This window comes from Rhodococcus sp. NPDC003318, from assembly GCF_042879035.1.
Classification (GTDB): Bacteria; Actinomycetota; Actinomycetes; order Mycobacteriales; family Mycobacteriaceae; genus Rhodococcus_G.
The window spans coordinates 24704-40267 of record NZ_JBIAOU010000003.1; the positions used below are offsets into that span (position 1 = coordinate 24704).

At 70.2% G+C, this 15564-nt stretch carries 18 protein-coding genes; 12 read left to right on the forward strand and 6 right to left on the reverse strand.

Features of this window, described 5'->3' with window-relative positions; genetic code table 11:
- Positions 1-50 precede the first annotated feature (50 nt).
- Complete coding sequence (locus tag ACFYVR_RS07480) at positions 51-797, reverse strand: FadR/GntR family transcriptional regulator (protein ID WP_387471270.1); 747 nt, start codon at positions 795-797, stop codon at positions 51-53.
- A 236-nt stretch (positions 798-1033) separates the two neighbouring features.
- Here ACFYVR_RS07480 and ACFYVR_RS07485 point away from each other — a divergent pair, with 236 nt between their 5' ends.
- The 6 genes from ACFYVR_RS07485 (at position 1034) to galK (ending at position 6542) form a co-directional block, all read left to right on the forward strand.
- Positions 1034-2107, forward strand: a complete 1074-nt coding sequence (locus ACFYVR_RS07485) for a DUF5666 domain-containing protein (RefSeq protein ID WP_387471272.1) — start codon at positions 1034-1036, stop codon at positions 2105-2107.
- A 60-nt stretch (positions 2108-2167) separates the two neighbouring features.
- On the forward strand, positions 2168-2860 hold the full coding sequence (locus ACFYVR_RS07490) for a hypothetical protein (protein WP_387471274.1): 693 nt from the start codon (positions 2168-2170) through the stop codon (positions 2858-2860).
- 86 nt (positions 2861-2946) lie between these two features.
- Positions 2947-3501 carry a LemA family protein gene (locus ACFYVR_RS07495; RefSeq protein ID WP_387471276.1) on the forward strand — a complete coding sequence of 185 codons (555 nt, stop codon included), beginning with the start codon at positions 2947-2949 and terminating at the stop codon, positions 3499-3501.
- 78 nt (positions 3502-3579) lie between these two features.
- A complete protein-coding gene (gene pyrE, locus ACFYVR_RS07500; protein WP_387471278.1) occupies positions 3580-4110 on the forward strand; it encodes an orotate phosphoribosyltransferase in 531 nt (176 codons plus the stop codon).
- A 129-nt stretch (positions 4111-4239) separates the two neighbouring features.
- Complete coding sequence (galT, locus tag ACFYVR_RS07505; protein WP_387472001.1) at positions 4240-5364, forward strand: galactose-1-phosphate uridylyltransferase; 1125 nt, start codon at positions 4240-4242, stop codon at positions 5362-5364.
- Positions 5361-6542, forward strand: coding sequence for a galactokinase (gene galK, locus ACFYVR_RS07510; protein ID WP_387471280.1), 1182 nt, complete (start codon positions 5361-5363; stop codon positions 6540-6542). The genes galT and galK overlap by 4 nt, the downstream gene beginning before the upstream one ends.
- 91 nt (positions 6543-6633) lie before the next feature.
- Here galK and ACFYVR_RS07515 read toward each other — a convergent pair whose 3' ends face one another.
- The 3 genes from ACFYVR_RS07515 to ACFYVR_RS07525 all read right to left on the reverse strand — a co-directional run bounded on the left by ACFYVR_RS07515 (position 6634) and on the right by ACFYVR_RS07525 (position 9072).
- Positions 6634-7899, reverse strand: coding sequence for an MFS transporter (locus tag ACFYVR_RS07515; protein ID WP_387471282.1), 1266 nt, complete (start codon positions 7897-7899; stop codon positions 6634-6636).
- 22 nt (positions 7900-7921) lie between these two features.
- Positions 7922-8395 (reverse strand): MarR family winged helix-turn-helix transcriptional regulator, encoded by a 474-nt coding sequence (locus tag ACFYVR_RS07520; protein ID WP_387471284.1) that lies wholly within the window; start codon positions 8393-8395, stop codon positions 7922-7924.
- A gap of 77 nt (positions 8396-8472) precedes the next feature.
- Complete coding sequence (locus tag ACFYVR_RS07525; protein WP_387471286.1) at positions 8473-9072, reverse strand: phosphoribosylanthranilate isomerase; 600 nt, start codon at positions 9070-9072, stop codon at positions 8473-8475.
- A 127-nt stretch (positions 9073-9199) separates the two neighbouring features.
- On the opposite strand from ACFYVR_RS07525, the gene ACFYVR_RS07530 reads away from it, so the two are divergent.
- The 5 genes from ACFYVR_RS07530 (at position 9200) to ACFYVR_RS07550 (ending at position 12879) form a co-directional block, all read left to right on the forward strand.
- On the forward strand, positions 9200-9880 hold the full coding sequence (locus tag ACFYVR_RS07530) for a lysoplasmalogenase family protein (RefSeq protein ID WP_387471288.1): 681 nt from the start codon (positions 9200-9202) through the stop codon (positions 9878-9880).
- 106 nt (positions 9881-9986) lie between these two features.
- Positions 9987-10574 (forward strand): hypothetical protein, encoded by a 588-nt coding sequence (locus tag ACFYVR_RS07535; protein ID WP_387471290.1) that lies wholly within the window; start codon positions 9987-9989, stop codon positions 10572-10574.
- Between the two features lie 197 nt (positions 10575-10771).
- The gene (locus ACFYVR_RS07540) at positions 10772-10906 is read left to right on the forward strand and encodes a hypothetical protein (RefSeq protein WP_387471292.1); all 135 of its coding nucleotides are present in this window, start codon (positions 10772-10774) and stop codon (positions 10904-10906) included.
- A gap of 103 nt (positions 10907-11009) precedes the next feature.
- The gene (locus ACFYVR_RS07545; protein WP_387471294.1) at positions 11010-11687 is read left to right on the forward strand and encodes a TrmH family RNA methyltransferase; all 678 of its coding nucleotides are present in this window, start codon (positions 11010-11012) and stop codon (positions 11685-11687) included.
- 34 nt (positions 11688-11721) lie between these two features.
- Positions 11722-12879, forward strand: a complete 1158-nt coding sequence (locus tag ACFYVR_RS07550) for a glycoside hydrolase family 76 protein (RefSeq protein WP_387471296.1) — start codon at positions 11722-11724, stop codon at positions 12877-12879.
- Positions 12880-12892: 13 nt separating this feature from the next.
- Here the strand turns inward: ACFYVR_RS07550 and ACFYVR_RS07555 are convergent, their stop codons facing one another.
- Positions 12893-13543, reverse strand: coding sequence for a DedA family protein (locus tag ACFYVR_RS07555; protein WP_387471298.1), 651 nt, complete (start codon positions 13541-13543; stop codon positions 12893-12895).
- Positions 13544-13547: 4 nt separating this feature from the next.
- Complete coding sequence (locus ACFYVR_RS07560; protein ID WP_387471300.1) at positions 13548-14285, reverse strand: VTT domain-containing protein; 738 nt, start codon at positions 14283-14285, stop codon at positions 13548-13550.
- Between the two features lie 191 nt (positions 14286-14476).
- Here ACFYVR_RS07560 and fbaA point away from each other — a divergent pair, with 191 nt between their 5' ends.
- Positions 14477-15514 carry a class II fructose-bisphosphate aldolase gene (fbaA, locus tag ACFYVR_RS07565; RefSeq protein WP_387471302.1) on the forward strand — a complete coding sequence of 346 codons (1038 nt, stop codon included), beginning with the start codon at positions 14477-14479 and terminating at the stop codon, positions 15512-15514.
- Positions 15515-15564: the final 50 nt, after the last annotated feature.

Genomic DNA, 15564 nt, shown 5'->3' on the forward strand with positions numbered 1-15564 from the left:
ACTGTCAACGGTTCCGAAAGTCCCTCACGTCACTCGCGTGTGTCCGCGCGTTACTGGATCACCTTCCAGGTGACGGTCTGGGCGAGGACCTCGGGGGAGCGCTTGCGCAGGTGTTCGGCCATCTCCTCCATGTGCGCGCGCATCGCCGCCTCGGCGCGATCGGGGTCGTGCGCGGTCAGGGCCGCGAGCACCTCGACGTGGGCCGCCAGGTCCTTCTTCCGGTGCTGGAGTGGATAGTTGGCGAACTGCGGGCTGGAGAAGATTCCGCTGAGGGCGTCGATGAGGTAGGAGAACAGGACGTTGCCGGACGCCGCCGCCAGTCCGTCGTGGAACACCCTGCTGGTCTCGTGGAACACGTCCAGGTCCCGAATGTTGTCGCCCATCCGGGTCACCGACGCCGCGAGGACCGCGAGCTGGTCGTCGGAGATTCGCTCCGCCGCGAGCCGGGCGTTCATCGGCTCGAGGCCGACGCGTGCCTCGAGGATCGAATCGAAGGGTGCCTGCTCGAACTGCAGCAGCAGGGCGATGCTGTCCATCAGGTGGGACGCGTCGGGCTTCTCGAGTGTCGGCCCACCGCCGGGGCCGGGCTTGAGGGACAGCGCCCCGGACAGCTCCAGATAGCGCAGCGACTCACGCAGAGTGCCGCGACCGACCTCGTACTTGTCGAGCATGGCCCGTTCGGCGGGCAGTCGGTCACCGGGACGCAACCCGAGCTCGGCGACCTCGGCGACGATTCTCCGCGCGATGATCATTGCGGTCTTCTCCGGCCGCGTGGACTTGCCCGGCACCTGCGCCACCTCCCTCGATTCTGTGTTCGAACAGGGGACGATGCTACCGGCTGGTCGCGTTCCGACCCGGCGGACCGGGACAGTGCCGAGGAGGGCAGGTTCCGGGGGCGGCCCGAACCCACAGACTGCTTTCAGAATCGGGACCTACCCTGGAAGGTCGGTCGGGCAACCGCCGATCAGACCGACGTGCACAGCACGTGGTCGCCGAAGACCACGACCGCCGCGGAAAGAACAGGCCCGAAACCATGAGCAACCCGGACGATCACCGCACACCCGACGGCACCGAGGCGCTGCCCGTCGACTCCGATCCCACCTCCGAGTGGTCACGGGACCGGGCGTCGACGACGCCGGATCAGCCGACCGAGCAGTTCGGCGGCCCCGGCTACACCGCGGACCCACGGCAGGCGTACGGCGGCGGAAACGAACAGCCGACGCAGGCGTACCCGACGTATCCCGGCTACGACCCCGGGCAGGGCTACGACCCGGGGCAGTCGGACATGCCCACGCAGGCGTACCCGACCCAGGGTTACCCCGCGCAGCCCGGTTACCCCGCGCAGCCCGGTTACCCCGCGCAGCCCGGTTACGGCGCCCAGCCGACGCAGGCCTACCCGACGTATCAGGGATACGAGCCGGGTCAGGGTCACGCCGCCGGGGAGCCGAGCAATCCCACCCAGGCGTACGCGGCCTACGCTCCGCCGCCGAACGCGACGCAGGCGTACGGGACCTACCCGGGTCAGGGCCAGCACTGGTCTGCGTCGAATCCGACGCAGACGTACCCGACGGGCGACGGCGGGAAGAAGGGGCCGGGCAAGGGGGTGCTCGTCGCGGCGGTCACGGTCGCCGCGCTGCTGCTCGTCGCCGTCGTCGGTGTCGGTGCGCTGCTCCTCGGGTCCGGTGGTGACGACGACGCGACGACCGCGACGGCGCCGTCCACCAGTCGGGTGCAGCCGCCGGCGACCACTCCCCGCCCGAGCGCACCGCCCACCTCGGAACCCGAGCTCGTGCCGCCGGACTTCTCGCAGATCCCCGGCGGGGTGGGCGAGGCGATCGGCGCGGCCGGTGCGGCGATGGGCAGCGTGAAGTCCAACGACGGGACGACCCTGATCCTCGACGGAATCGGCGGCTCCCAGGTCACGGTCGCCACCGACGCGTCGACCAAGGTGATCGGCCTCGGCGCGGCCACGGTCGCGGATCTGAAGGTCGGGGAAACCGTCCTGGTGCAGGGCGACCGCGGCGCCGACGGCACGGTCGTCGCCCGCGTCGTCATCAGCACCGCCCTCCCGGACTTCGGGGATTTCGGAGATTTCGGTGGAAACTGACCGGGCCGACACGGAGGCGCATGCCACGCCGCGCCCCCGCGGTCGATATTGTGGCTGATGATGACGCTCATCTGGTTCGGACTCTCGCTGATCGCGCTCGCAGGCGCGATCGTGTTGTTGTACGTCGATCGCAGCCGCCGCGAGCAGTTCGGTCGAGTCCGGGAGATCTGGGCGAAGGCGCAGGGCTACACCTACAACGCGTCCGACGACCATCTGCCGTCGAACTGGCATCGCGCGGCCCTCGCCCGCCAGGAGTACCTCGGTGCCGTCGACGTCGTGCACGGCACGCGTCGTGGTGAGAACTTCGTGCTCTTCGATCTGCCCGAGGCCGCGACGATCGTCGCGGTGCAGCGGGCGGTCGGCTCCGACGTCGACATCGACCTGCGGCTCAAGTCGACGCCGCCGCCGAAGGACGCCGACCTGAACCTGCTCGGCGCCATCGGTCCCCGGGTTGTGTTCACCACCGACCTCGAGATCGCCCGACGGGTCTGCGACCAGCGGATGGTCCACTTCACCGAGACCGTGCCGCCACAGGTCCAGATGCTGTGGAGCGAGGGCGACTGGACGCTGGGTTCGCTGCCGGTCACCAGCAGCGGACGGGACTGGGACGCGGCCATCGACGCCGTCGCCCGGCTGTCCGGGATCCTGCACGTGCTGCCGCCGGTGTCCGAGCCGGACGGCATCCCCGTCGACGCCGCCCACGACCCGGGACGACCGTTGCCGCACCCGCTCGACCTGCGCGGCGAGGACTGATCGGAGCTGCTCACCCGCGGAGAACCTGCTGTGGCGGGGCACGTCCGTTCTGAGTAGATTCCACGCATGTGACTGTTGTGGCGGTAGTGGCCGCTGTTATCGTGGTCGTGCTGGCTGTGTGGGTGCTGACCGTCCTGCGTCGAGTGCGCCGCTCCGAAGCCAACCTCACCGCGAGTCGGCGTCTCCTCGACGTCGAACTGACCCGACGCTACGACCAGACGGACGCCCTGGTCGCCGCGACCCGCGCAGCCGGGATGGATTCCGACATCGTCGCGCCCCTCGCCGGAGCCCGCTCACTCGCGCTCGGCGTCCGCGACCAGGGCCTGACGCTCGGCGACCAGGCCGGGTCGGAGAACGCGCTGTCCGTCGCGTTGCACCGTGTGATCGCCGCCGCCACCCAGGACCCGAACGTCAAGAACGACTGGACGGTCGGGCGGCCGGTCCTCGACCTCCGGACCACCGAGCAACGCCTCGCCGGCGCGGCCCGCGTCTACAACGACCACGCTGGCGCGCGCAACGCACTCCTCCGGGGCGTCGGGACCGGCGTGATCGCGCGGATCCTCGGGGCCCGGCCCGCCCCGCTGTTCGAAGCGGCCCACGCGGAGCCGGCCGCCGAGCTCGGTGAGGGTGCCGCGGTCTGACGTGCGGACCGGGCGCGTCGCGGCCCCTTGCGTGCCCTAGGCTCGGATGCCGACACTGTGCGTGAAGAGGAGCGGTCGATGACGGAGAAAGCTGAGCTCGCCGGGCTCGTACGCGAGCTGGCTGTGGTGCACGGAAAGGTCACCCTGTCGTCGGGCAAGGAAGCCGACTACTACGTGGACCTGCGCCGCGCCACACTGCACCACCGCGCCGGACCGCTGATCGGGACGTTGCTGCGCGAACTCGTCGCGGACTGGGACTTCGACGCCGTCGGCGGATTGACGATGGGCGCCGACCCGGTCGCCCTCGCGGTCATGCACGCACCCGGTCGTCCGATCGACGCCTTCGTCGTGCGCAAGGCGGCCAAGGCGCACGGTATGCAGCGGCAGATCGAGGGGCCCGACGTCACCGGCAAGCGGGTGCTCGTCGTCGAGGACACCACCACCACCGGCAACTCGCCGCTGACCGCGGTGCGGGCACTGCGCGAGGCCGGTGCGATCGTCGTCGGAGTCGCGACGGTTGTCGACCGTGCCACCGGCGCCGATGAGGTCATCGCCGCCGAGGGCGTCGAGTACCGTTCCCTGCTCGGTCTGGCCGACATCGGCCTCTAGGGCACGTCTCCCATTCCCTTGTCGGCGCTCCTGAGGAATTGGGAGACATGCCCTGGGCGGCGACCGTGGTAGCCCGAGCTGCCACGGTCACGGACGGCGGCGCGGGCGCCTATCGTGAGCCGGGTGCGGATCCGCAGAACGGCCACGACGCTCGCCGACGGTCGTGAACTGATCTACTTCGACGACACCGAGCCGTACGCGAGCGGGGGAGCCGTACGCGAGCTGCACGACCGTCGGGTGCTCGAACCGACCGTCGCCACCTCGACCGTGCGCTACGACGTGCTCACCGGGGAATGGGTGACCCTCGCGTCGCACCGCAACGCCCGGACCTTCCTGCCCGCCGCCGACGACTGCCCGCTGTGCCCGACGCGACCGGGCCGGCCCGCCACCGAGATCCCCGCCCGGGACTACGACGTCGCGGTGTTCGAGAACCGCTTCCCGTCGTTCGCGCTCGCCGCCCCACCGGTGCCCGAACTCGTGGACGGCGAGCCGCTCTGGCCGCAACGTGCGGCCGTCGGCCGCTGCGAGGTGGTGTGCTTCACCAGCGACCACGAGCGGTCCTTCTCGGACCTGCCGACGACCCGGATCCGCACGGTACTGGCCGCGCTCGTCGACCGGACCCGCGCCCTGTCCGCGGTGCCCGGTGTCGCGCAGGTGTACTGCTTCGAGAACCGCGGCGAGGAGATCGGGGTGACGCTGCGGCACCCGCACGGGCAGATCTACGCCTATCCGGAACCGCCCGCGCGCACCGCGGCGCTGCTGCGGCAGTCGCGGGCGTATCACGCGCGCACGGGACGGGTGTTGCTGCGCGACGTCCTCGACGCCGAGCGTCGGGCCGGCACCCGGATGGTGCTCGAGGCCCGGCACTGGAGCGCCTACGTCCCGGTCGCCGCCCGCTGGCCGGTCGAGTTGCACGTCGCGCCGCACCGCGACGTCGCGGACCTGACCGAACTGACCGACGCCGAACTCGACGAGCTCGCCGTCGTGTACCGCGACGTCCTGTCCCGGCTGGACCGGTTCTTCGACAGCGTCGACGTGTTGCCGTACATCGCCGGATGGCAGCAGGCGCCGGTCGGGGACGGGCGCGAGCTGGGACGCCTCCACCTGCAGGTGTTCTCGCTGATGCGTTCGCCGCACCGGATGAAGTACCTCGCCGGATCCGAATCCGGGATGGGCGCGTGGATCTCCGACAGCACGCCCGAGGCGATCGCCGAGCGGTTCCGTGCCGTCGCGCCGGCCCGGGAGGCGTCGTGACCGGCTGGATCGTGCCGCGGTCCGACACGGATCTGGCAGCGGCGGCCACCACGCTGTTCGCCGCGGAGTTCGGCGTCCGGCCCGACGGGGTGTGGGCGGCGCCCGGCCGGGTCAACCTGATCGGCGAGCACGTCGACTACGCGGAGGGGCTGTCGCTGCCGATCGCGTTGCCGCACAGCACCGCCGTCGCGGTCCGGGGCCGGGGTGACGGCAGGATGCGGCTGCGTTCGGGTCTGGAACCGTGGGACGGCGCGGTCGCGGACGTCGGACCGGGTGCACCGGCGGGATGGGCGGCCTACCTCGCCGGGGTGGTGTGGGCGCTGCGCCGCACGGGTCTGCCGGACAGTGCATTCGGTGTCGACGCGGCCGTCGCGTCCACGGTCCCGATCGGGGCGGGCTTGTCGAGCTCGGCGGCACTCGAATGCGCGCTCGCGCTCGCGGTGGCGGACCTGTCCGGCCTGCCTGCGGACGACGCGGGACGCGCGGTGCTCGCATCGTGTTGCGTGGCCGCGGAGAACGAGGTCGCGCTCGCCCCGACCGGCGGCATGGACCAGGCGATCGCGTTGCGCGGCCAGGCCGGTCACGCACTGCTGGTCGACTCGGCCGACGGATCGGTCGCGGCGGTCCCGCTCGACCTCGCCGCCCACGGGTTGACGTTGCTGGTGATCGACACCCGGGCTCCGCACCGCCTCGTCGACGGACAGTACGCGCAGCGGCGCAGGTCGGTGGAGCAGGCAGCGGCGCGGCTCGGAGTCCCGTCGCTGCGGCACGCGGTGGTCGGGGACCTGCGCCGACTGGGCGACCCGGTCCTGACCCGTCGGGCGCGTCACGTCGTCGGCGAGATCGGACGCGTACGAGAAACGTTGCGGCTGCTCGAATCCGGGCGGATCCGCGACGTGGGGGCGGTCCTCACCGCGTCCCATGTCTCGCTGCGCGACGACTTCGAGGTCTCGTGCCCCGAACTCGACAGTGCAGTGGACGCCGCCCTCGCCGCCGGGGCCCTCGGAGCGCGCATGACCGGCGGCGGTTTCGGCGGCTCCGCGATCGCCCTGGTCGAGGAGGGCGAGGTGGACGTGGTTGCGGGACAGGTTCACTCGTCCGCCCGGGCGTCCGGGCTCGAGTTCCCCGCCTTCCTCCGACTCGGCGACGGCGGCAGGGCGGCTCGCCGCATCGCCTGAGGCGAGTTCGTGATCCCGGGACACCACGAGTTCGGTGACCGGAGAAGTCCGGACCCGGACTCCCCTCGACCCGCGCGGGGCGGGTCGGCGGTCAGTCGGCGTCGCCGACGGTGACGGCGGTGGCCTCCTCGACGCTGTGCGGTGCGGGGTCGTGGTCGTGGTCGTCGACGTGGGCGAGGACGCGGCGCCCGGTGGCGAGCACGCCGATCGCGGCCACGGTGCAGGCGGCGCCGACCCAGAACGGCAGGTTCGCGTTGTGCTCACCGAGTTTGCCGGCCACCCACGGTGCGGCGGCACCGCCGACGAACCGCACGAAGCTGTACGCCGCGGAGGCGGTGGACCGCTCGACCGGCGCCGAGATCATCACCGTCTCGGTGATCAGGGTGTTGTTCACGCCGAGGAACAGTCCGGCCAGGACGACGCACACGACGAGCACGGACTTGTCGTCGGTGAACAGTGCCATCACCGCGAGGTCCGCGGCGAACAGGCCGAGCGCGAGCATCATCATCGGCAGGGTGCCGAACCGGCGTTGCAGTCGCGGCGCCAGGAACACCGACGAGATCGCCAGCGCCAGGCCCCAGCCGAAGAAGATGAAACCGATTGCGTACGTGCCCATGTCGAGTGGGAACGGGGTGTACGCGAGCAGGGTGAAGAAGCCGTAGTTGTAGAGCAGAGATGTGATCGCGACGGTGAGCAGGCCGCGGTGGCGCAGCGCGAGGAACGGTGCCGCGAGCGAGGTCCGTGCGGACTTCGGGGCGGGCGTCGCGGGCAGCATCACCACGATGAGGATGAACGCGACGGCCATCAGCACGGCGACGCCGAAGAACGGACCGCGCCAGCTGACGTTGCCGAGGACGCCACCGACCAGCGGGCCCGTCGCGATGCCGATGCCGAGCGCCGCCTCGTAGAGGATGATCGCCTTCGCGACGCCACCGGATGCGGCGCCGACGATGGTGGCCAGTGCGGTCGCGATGAACAGCGCGTTGCCCAGTCCCCAGCCGGCGCGGAACCCGATGATCTGGCCGACGGTGTCGGAGGTGCCCGCGAGGGCGGAGAACACCACGATGATCGCCAGACCGGCGAGCAGGGTCTTCTTCGGTCCGATGCGGCTGGATACGGCTCCGGTGGCCAGCATGGCGATGCCGGTGACGAGCATGTAGGACGTGAACAGCAGGGACACCTGGGAGGGTGTCGCGTCGAGTTCCTCGCCGATCGGCTTGAGGATCGGGTCGACCAGGCCGATGCCCATGAAGGCGATGACGCTGGCGAATGCGACCGCCCACACCGCTCTCGGTTGGTGCAGGATGCTGCTGTCGTTGTCCGTCGTGGGGGCCGTGGCGGTGGCGGTCACGGTCACCTCCTTTGCATGAAAGTGTGTGCTAGAGAGGTCGGCTCGATTCCTTGAGGACCTCACGGAGATCCTCGAGGCTGCGGGACAGGCGCCGCACCCGGTCGGCGTCGAGGCCCGGCAGGTGGCCGGACAGGGTGGCGCCGACGTGGTCGCGGGACTCCTCGAGCCAGTCGCGTCCGGCGTCGGTCATCACGACCACGACGGCCCGGGAGTCGTTCGGATCACGTTGCCGCTCCACGAGTCCGGCCTCGCCGAGCTGCTTGATCACGGCGGTCGCCGTCGGCTGCGAGATGGTGTCGAGGCGCGCCAGTTCGCTGACGCGGAGCGCGCCGTACTCCTCGAGCAGGGAGAGGGCGCGCATCCACGGCCGGGGCCGGTTGTCGGCGGCGAGTGACGACGCGAGGCGGGTCAGGCGGGACGCGTTGGTGACGAGTTCCGCGAGTACCCGACGGAGGCGTGCCTCGGAGTCGTTCGGTGTTGTCGAGTCGTCCGGTGTCGCCACTCGAAAATTATTGCATAGGTAAACTATGTATGCAACGGCGGCTGGTCACCCGGCGGTCCGCCCGAAACCGGCAGCGGTCAGGCGTCGCCGCGCACGGCCGCGGCGAAGGCCGCCATCAAATCGGGATCCTTGACGCCGCGGCTGGACTCGATGCCGCTCGACACGTCCACCCCCCACGCCCCCGAGGTCGCGACCGCGCGTGCGACGTTCTCCGGCGTCAGTCCTCCCGCGAGGATCCACCGGCCGGACGGGAGAGCGCTGCGGTCCTGCCAGTCCCACGTCACGCCCGCACCGGCGACCGCCCCGTCGACCAGCAGCAGGTCGGCGCCGAAGTCGTCGGTCGGGTCGAGGGCCCCGCCGGTGTTCACGGCCCGGATCACCGTCAGTCCGGCCTCGTGCAGGGCCGTAACGTCCGCGGGGGACCGCAGGTCGTGCACCTGCACGTGGTCGATCCCGGACTCCCGGGCCGCGGCGACGATCTCGTCGAGACCCATGCCGACGAACACGCCGACCGCGAGGACACCGTCCGGGACCCGTGCCCGCAGGCGCATTGCCTGCTCGGACGTCACCCGGCGCGGGCTCGCGGCGAACACGAAACCGACCGCATCGACACCGAGGCGAACCGCCAGGTCCACGGTGTCCTCGTCCCGCAGGCCGCACATCTTGATGAACGTCACTGATCCTCCAGTCGGTGTCGGGTCGAGGATATGCACCGGCGTCACCAGCGGGACCACCGGCCGGAACGACACTGCGCGCCGGGCGTGGCCGATACTCTCGCCACCACACGAGATGGGGAGAGTTCGGATGAAGATCGAGCACGTGGTGTTCCTCGGCGCGACGGCGGCCACCGTCGCCGGTGCGGTCCTCGACAACGAGAAGGTCCAGATGGTCGCGAAGCCGCTGATCGCGCCCGCGCTCGCCGTGCGGGTGCTGCGCCGCCGGAGCAACCGCGATGCCGCCGACACCGCGTTGCTGCTCGGCTCGTTGGCGGCCGCGACCGTCGGGGACGTCCTCATGATCGACCCCGACGACGACACGCGGCTGACGAACGGCGCCCGGGCGTTCGCGGTGATGCAACTCGGCTACTCGGCCGTGCTCGCCCGCCGCGGCGCTCGGCCCACCGCGCCCGCCCTGGTGCCGCGTCTGCTCGGCTGGCTCGGCGCTGCCGGACTGTTGCGGGCCCGTGCCCGCACCGTCGCGCCCACCCTGACCGGCTACGGCGCGGCCCTCGGCACCACGTCGACGCTGTCCGCGGACCCGGCGCTCGCTCCCGAGGCCCGTGTCGTCGCGGGCACCGTCGTCCCGAACGGCGACGCGCGCAGTCGCCTGGCCCTCGGCGGGCTGTTGTTCACCGGCTCGGACGCACTGATCGTGGTGCGGCGGCTGTTCGTCCGCGGGCGAACCGGTCGGCGTGCCGTCGAGGGTGTCGTCCTCGCCAGCTACGCCGCCGCCCAGGCTCTGCTCGTGGAAGGCATGACGGAATAGCGCACGGATAGCCGCGCCACCGCCGGGGCGTCCACACCCGAGCGTCGGTTCGCGTGCCGGGGCGTGGGCCTCTATGGTCGTTCGCTGAGTCGAGGGAAGGGGACTGGTGGTGCGTACGGGACGAGTGGTGTCCGTGGTGGCCGGAGCGATCGCCGCGCTCACAGTGACGGCCTGCGGAACGTCGGACGCCGACGAGGCGGTGACGGCGGCGACCGCGACGCAGGCGCCCGCGCCCTCGGTGATCCCGACGACCGACGCGCCTGCCACCACGACCGCGGTCACCACGACCGTGGCGCCGACCACGACGACCGCTCCGCCGCCGACGACGTGGCGTCTGAACGAGGCCGTCTACTTCACCTCGCCGAGTGGTGGTTTCCAGTGCGGCATCATCGAGCTCCCCACGCGCACCGAAGCGGGATGTCAGGGCACGACGACACCCGTTCCGCCGCGGCCGGAGTCCTGCGTGCTGGACTGGGGCAGCGGCATCCGCGTGACCGGATCCGGTCCGGGCGAATTCCTCTGCTCGGGCGGCCTTGTCTACACCTCGGGCGGCACGGACGCGGCCCTTCCGGCGGGGCAGACCGTGGCGTCTTTCGGCTACACCTGCGCGTCCGAGCCGGACGACATCGTGTGCACCAAGGACGACACCGGCCACGGATTCCGCATCTCCGAGAATTCGAACGAGGTGTTCTGAGTCCGAGGTGTTCTGAGCCCCACGCGCGGCGATTTGTCGGGTTTGCCCGAAATCTTCGTGTGAGGCACCTCATAAACCTAGCTATTGAGGTAAGCCTACCCTCGCTTCTAGGGTTCTTCCCGTTGCCGCCGGATCCGGCGGCCAGGACACGCACGGCGCACCGCGGGTGGGCCGTGCTCTACAGGGAGGACCCTTCCATGGACATCGACCAGATCATCGGCTTGCTCACCGCTCTCGGCGACTTCGGCAACCTCCTCAGCGGCGCCGGCGACTTCCTCAGTGGCATCGTCTCGTTCGGTGGGTCGGTCGAGAACGTCCTCGGCGGCAGCTAGTTGCAAGTCCCGTCGGCGGGCACCGCGACGTCGCGGTGCCCGCCGACGCGTGCTTGCCGGGTCCGGTCGTCGACCGGGGGTTCTCGGACGGGACAATGGAGTCATGAGCGCAAGCGGTCCGAGGCACGACGAGCCCGGCCCCACCGAGTGGGGTGACCATCCGCACGGTGTCGGGCCGTGGACCGAGGAACACGACGAACCCGTCCCGACGGACCCGCGGTACGACCCGCAGTTGCTCGCGGCGGGAGACCGCCGCAACGTCGTCGACGCGTACCGGTACTGGTCGCGGGAAGCGATCGTCGCCGACATCGACACCCGGCGCCATCCTTTCCACGTGGCAATCGAGAACTTCGGCCACGACGCGAACATCGGCACCGTGGTGCGCACCGCCAACGCGTTCGCCGCGTCCGCCGTCCACATCGTCGGTCGTCGCCGCTGGAATCGCCGCGGCGCCATGGTCACCGACCGCTATCAGCACATCGTGCACCACCCCACCGCGGAGGAGCTGTTCGAGTTCGCCGCCGTCGAAGACCTCGCCGTCGTCGCCGTCGACAACGTGCCGGGGTCCGTGCCGTTGGAGACGGCGACGCTGCCGCGCGAATGCATCCTGCTGTTCGGGCAGGAGGGACCCGGCGTCAGTGAGCACGCCAAAAGATCCGCCGCGATGACCGTCTCGATCGCGCAGTTCGGGTCCACCCGAAGCATCAACGCGGGCGTGGCCGCGGGCATCGCCATGCACGCGTGGATCCGCCAACACGCGGATCTCGGCCGGTCGTGGTAGCGGATCGGCACCGGAGTAGGCAAGATCGATTGTCATGCAGCAGCAGTGGTCGGCGCGCGCGGATGCCGCGGAGGACGCGGTCGTCACCCGCCACCTGAAGCGGCTGTGGGGGCTTCCCCGAACCGGTCTCGGAGTCGTTGGCTGGCCGTCGGTTCGGCGGGAACGGTGCTTCTTCGCCTGGCACTACTGGTGGCAGGCGCACCTCCTGGAGTGCGTCGTCGACGCCGCCGATCGCGACCCGACCCCGCGACGCCGTCGTCGGACTGCGAAAATTGTTCGCGCACATCGGATCCGGAACATCACGGGCTGGACGAACCACTACTACGACGACATGGCCTGGCTCGGCATCGCACTCGAACGGGCTCAGCGGTCGCAGAATCTGGATCTGCGGAGCGCGATCGGCGACCTCGAATCGCAGCTGTTCGACGCCTGGGCACCCGAGTCCGGTGGCGGCATCCCGTGGCGCACCCGCTCGGACTTCTACAACGCGCCGGCCAACGGTCCCGCCGCGATCCTGTTGACCCGCACCGGACGCCTGTGGAGGGCTCGGGCCATGTCCGACTGGGTCGACGACAATCTGCGCGATCCCGGGACCGGCCTGATTCTCGACGGCATCCGCTTCCCGTCGGGCAGGGCGGTGCACACGGGGATCCTCGACCGCGCCGTCTACACCTACTGCCAGGGCGTCGTCCTGGGCGTCGAGACCGAACTGGCGTTGCGGCTCGACGAGTCCCGGCACCGTCGGAGGGTGCACGCCCTCGTCGATGCCGTGGACAAGCACCTCACCGAGGACGGGGTGATCGTGACCGGCGGAGGAGGGGACGGCGGCCTGTTCAACGGCATCCTCGCCCGCTATCTCGCGTTCGTCGCCGCCCGGCTGCCCGGCGACGACGACAGCGACCAGCGGGCCCGTCGGGTGGCCGCGCAGATCGTTCTCGACTCCGCGGAGGCGGCATGGGAGAACCGCCTCGAAGTCGAGGCGCAGCCGTTGTTCGGCTGTGACTGGGCCCGCCCGGCCCGGCTGCCCGGCCTCGGCGGCTCGGTCTCCACCTTCTCCGGCGGCACGGTCCGGTCCTCCGCCGTCGCCGAGCGCGACCTCTCGGTGCAGCTGAGCGGCTGGATGCTGATGGAAGCCGCGTACGTGGCGGCCGGGTCCCTCGACCGGATGCGCGCCGCACCGCGCCTGCCCTGACCGGGTCGGTCGGTCACTCGACTTCGTAGTCCTCGGTCGGTTTCGCGAGCTCCTGCCGGTACTGGCGTACACCCAGGATCGTGCCGACGACGAGCGCCGTCACCATCACACCGAGGACGGCGGGCATCAGCCACGGGACGCGTTCGAGGAACTCGCCCGCGTAGAAGCCGAGCAGCAACAGCACCGGCGCCCAGGCGAGGGCGCCGAGACTGCTGGCGACCGTGTATCGGCGGTGGTTCATCCGGGCCGCACCCGCGACCAGCGGGCACAGGGTCCGGACCCACGGAATCCAGCGGGCGATCAGCACCGACCAGAACCCGTGCCGATCGAGCAGCGCGTTGACCTTGTGCAGGTTCGCGGTGTTGAAGTACCTGCCGTCCCGCCGGGCCGCCAGGTGATGGCCGCTGCGATGCCCGATCACGTACCCGACCTGATTGCCCGCGATCGCCGCCGCCGCCGCGCCCGCGGACAGCGTCCACACGTGCATCACTCCGGCGGAGTGGCCGGCGAGGACCATGCCCGCCGTCAGGAGCATCGAGTCACCGGGCAGGAAGAGGCCGATGATGAACGCGCACTCGAGAAAGACGAAGGTCAGTACCAGGATCCACACCACCACCGGCCCGACGGTCTCGAAGGGTCCAAGGTCGGAGGCAGCGAGCGTCATCGAGCTAAGGCGTGTGGTCGTCGGATGCCGCCGCGGTCTCCGCGGAGCCGCGCGACAGGCGCATGCGCTTGGCGACCTCGATCAGGATCGGGACGACCGACACGAACACGATCAGCACGAAGATCAGGTCGACGTTGTCGCGGATGAATCCGACCTGGCCGAGCAGGAAGCCGAGCAGCGTGACGCCGGCACCCCAGACGATGCCGCCGATGACATTGTAGGTGAGGAACACCGAGTACTTCATCTTCGACGCGCCCGCCACCAGCGGGGCGAACGTGCGCACGATCGGCACGAAGCGGGCCAGGAAGATGGTGATCGGACCGTGCTTCTCGAAGAACGCGTGCGACTCGTCGATGTAGCTCTTCTTCAGGAACTTCGCGTCGTCCGACTTGAACAGTGCGGCGCCGCCCTTCGCGCCGATCCAGTACCCGACCTGGTCGCCGAGGATCGCGGCGATCGGGATCGTCACCAGCAGCACCCACAGGGGCGCGAACGGCGCGACCTCGGTGGACTTCGACGCCGCGATCAGGCCGGCGGTGAACAGCAGCGAGTCGCCGGGCAGCAACGGGAACAGCAGGCCGGACTCGATGAACACCACCGCCAGCAGGCCGACCAGCACCCAGGTGCCGAACGAGTTCAACAGGTTGACCGGATCCAGGAAGCCCGGCAGCAGTGCCAGGTTCGTCACGGAGTCCTGGCCGTCGGTCACGAGGTCAGCGGCTGCCTGCACAATCACGCGCATCACACTACCGGCGCATCCTGAGAGTACGGTCAGGGCATATCGCCAGATCCGTGCCCGGTTGCCGTGGTACCCGGTCCCCGGACTCACACGAGCAGTTGCGCGCGACAGTTGCCATACTGCTTGGACAACACACGCGGAGCCGGCCCGACCGGCCGTACGCATCCGTCACGTCGACATGGAGGTCAGCTGCCGTGCCCATCGCAACTCCCGAGGTCTATGCCGAGATGCTCGGACGGGCCAAGGAGCACTCCTTCGCCTTCCCCGCCATCAACTGCACCTCGTCCGAGACGATCAACGCGGCCATCAAGGGCTTCGCGGACGCGGGCAGTGACGGCATCATCCAGTTCTCCACCGGTGGCGCCGAGTTCGGGTCCGGTCTCGGTGTCAAGGACATGGTCACCGGCGCCGTCGCGCTCGCCGAGTTCGCGCACGTGATCGCCGCCAAGTACGACGTCACCATCGCGCTGCACACCGACCACTGCCCGAAGGACAAGCTCGACAGCTTCGTCCGCCCGCTGCTGGCCATCTCGCAGGAACGCGTCAACAACGGCCTGAACCCGCTGTTCCAGTCGCACATGTGGGACGGTTCGGCGGTGCCGATCGACGAGAACCTGCAGATCGCGCAGGAGCTGCTGAAGCTGTCGAAGGCCGCCAACATCATCCTCGAGGTCGAGATCGGCGTCGTCGGCGGCGAAGAGGACGGCGTCGAGGCCGAGATCAACGACAAGCTCTACACCTCGCGTGACGACTTCGAGAAGACCGTCGACGCGCTCGGTGTCGGCGAGAACGGCAAGTACCTGCTGGCGGCGACGTTCGGCAACGTGCACGGCGTCTACAAGCCGGGCAACGTCGTCCTCAAGCCCGAGGTCCTCAAGGAGGGCCAGGAGGCCGCGACCGCCAAGCTCGGCCTGGCCGCCGGCTCCCAGCCGTTCGACTTCGTCTTCCACGGCGGCTCGGGCTCGCTGAAGTCGGAGATCGAGGACTCGCTGCGCTACGGCGTCGTGAAGATGAACGTCGACACCGACACCCAGTACGCGTTCTCGCGGCCGCTCGCCGGCCACTTCTTCACCAACTACGACGGCGTCCTGAAGGTCGACGGCGAGGTCGGCAACAAGAAGGTCTACGACCCCCGCAGCTACCTGAAGAAGGCCGAGGCCGGGATGACCGCCCGCGTCGTCGAAGCGTGCAACGACCTCAAGTCCGCGGGCCGCTCGGTGTCCGCCGGCTAGGTCCCTCCCGCTCCACCCGAGAGTGCAGTTGCCGTCGCGGCCATCCGGCC

Coding starts and splice junctions, on each gene's coding strand:
- pyrE (WP_387471278.1), top strand. CDS start 3,580: ATGACGGAGAAAGCTGAGCTCGCCGGGCTCGTACGCGAGCTGGCTGTG.
- ACFYVR_RS07550 (WP_387471296.1), top strand. CDS start 11,722: ATGCAGCAGCAGTGGTCGGCGCGCGCGGATGCCGCGGAGGACGCGGTC.
- ACFYVR_RS07560 (WP_387471300.1), bottom strand. CDS start 14,285: ATGCGCGTGATTGTGCAGGCAGCCGCTGACCTCGTGACCGACGGCCAG.
- ACFYVR_RS07555 (WP_387471298.1), bottom strand. CDS start 13,543: ATGACGCTCGCTGCCTCCGACCTTGGACCCTTCGAGACCGTCGGGCCG.
- ACFYVR_RS07540 (WP_387471292.1), top strand. CDS start 10,772: ATGGACATCGACCAGATCATCGGCTTGCTCACCGCTCTCGGCGACTTC.
- ACFYVR_RS07485 (WP_387471272.1), top strand. CDS start 1,034: ATGAGCAACCCGGACGATCACCGCACACCCGACGGCACCGAGGCGCTG.
- ACFYVR_RS07490 (WP_387471274.1), top strand. CDS start 2,168: ATGACGCTCATCTGGTTCGGACTCTCGCTGATCGCGCTCGCAGGCGCG.
- ACFYVR_RS07545 (WP_387471294.1), top strand. CDS start 11,010: ATGAGCGCAAGCGGTCCGAGGCACGACGAGCCCGGCCCCACCGAGTGG.
- ACFYVR_RS07530 (WP_387471288.1), top strand. CDS start 9,200: ATGAAGATCGAGCACGTGGTGTTCCTCGGCGCGACGGCGGCCACCGTC.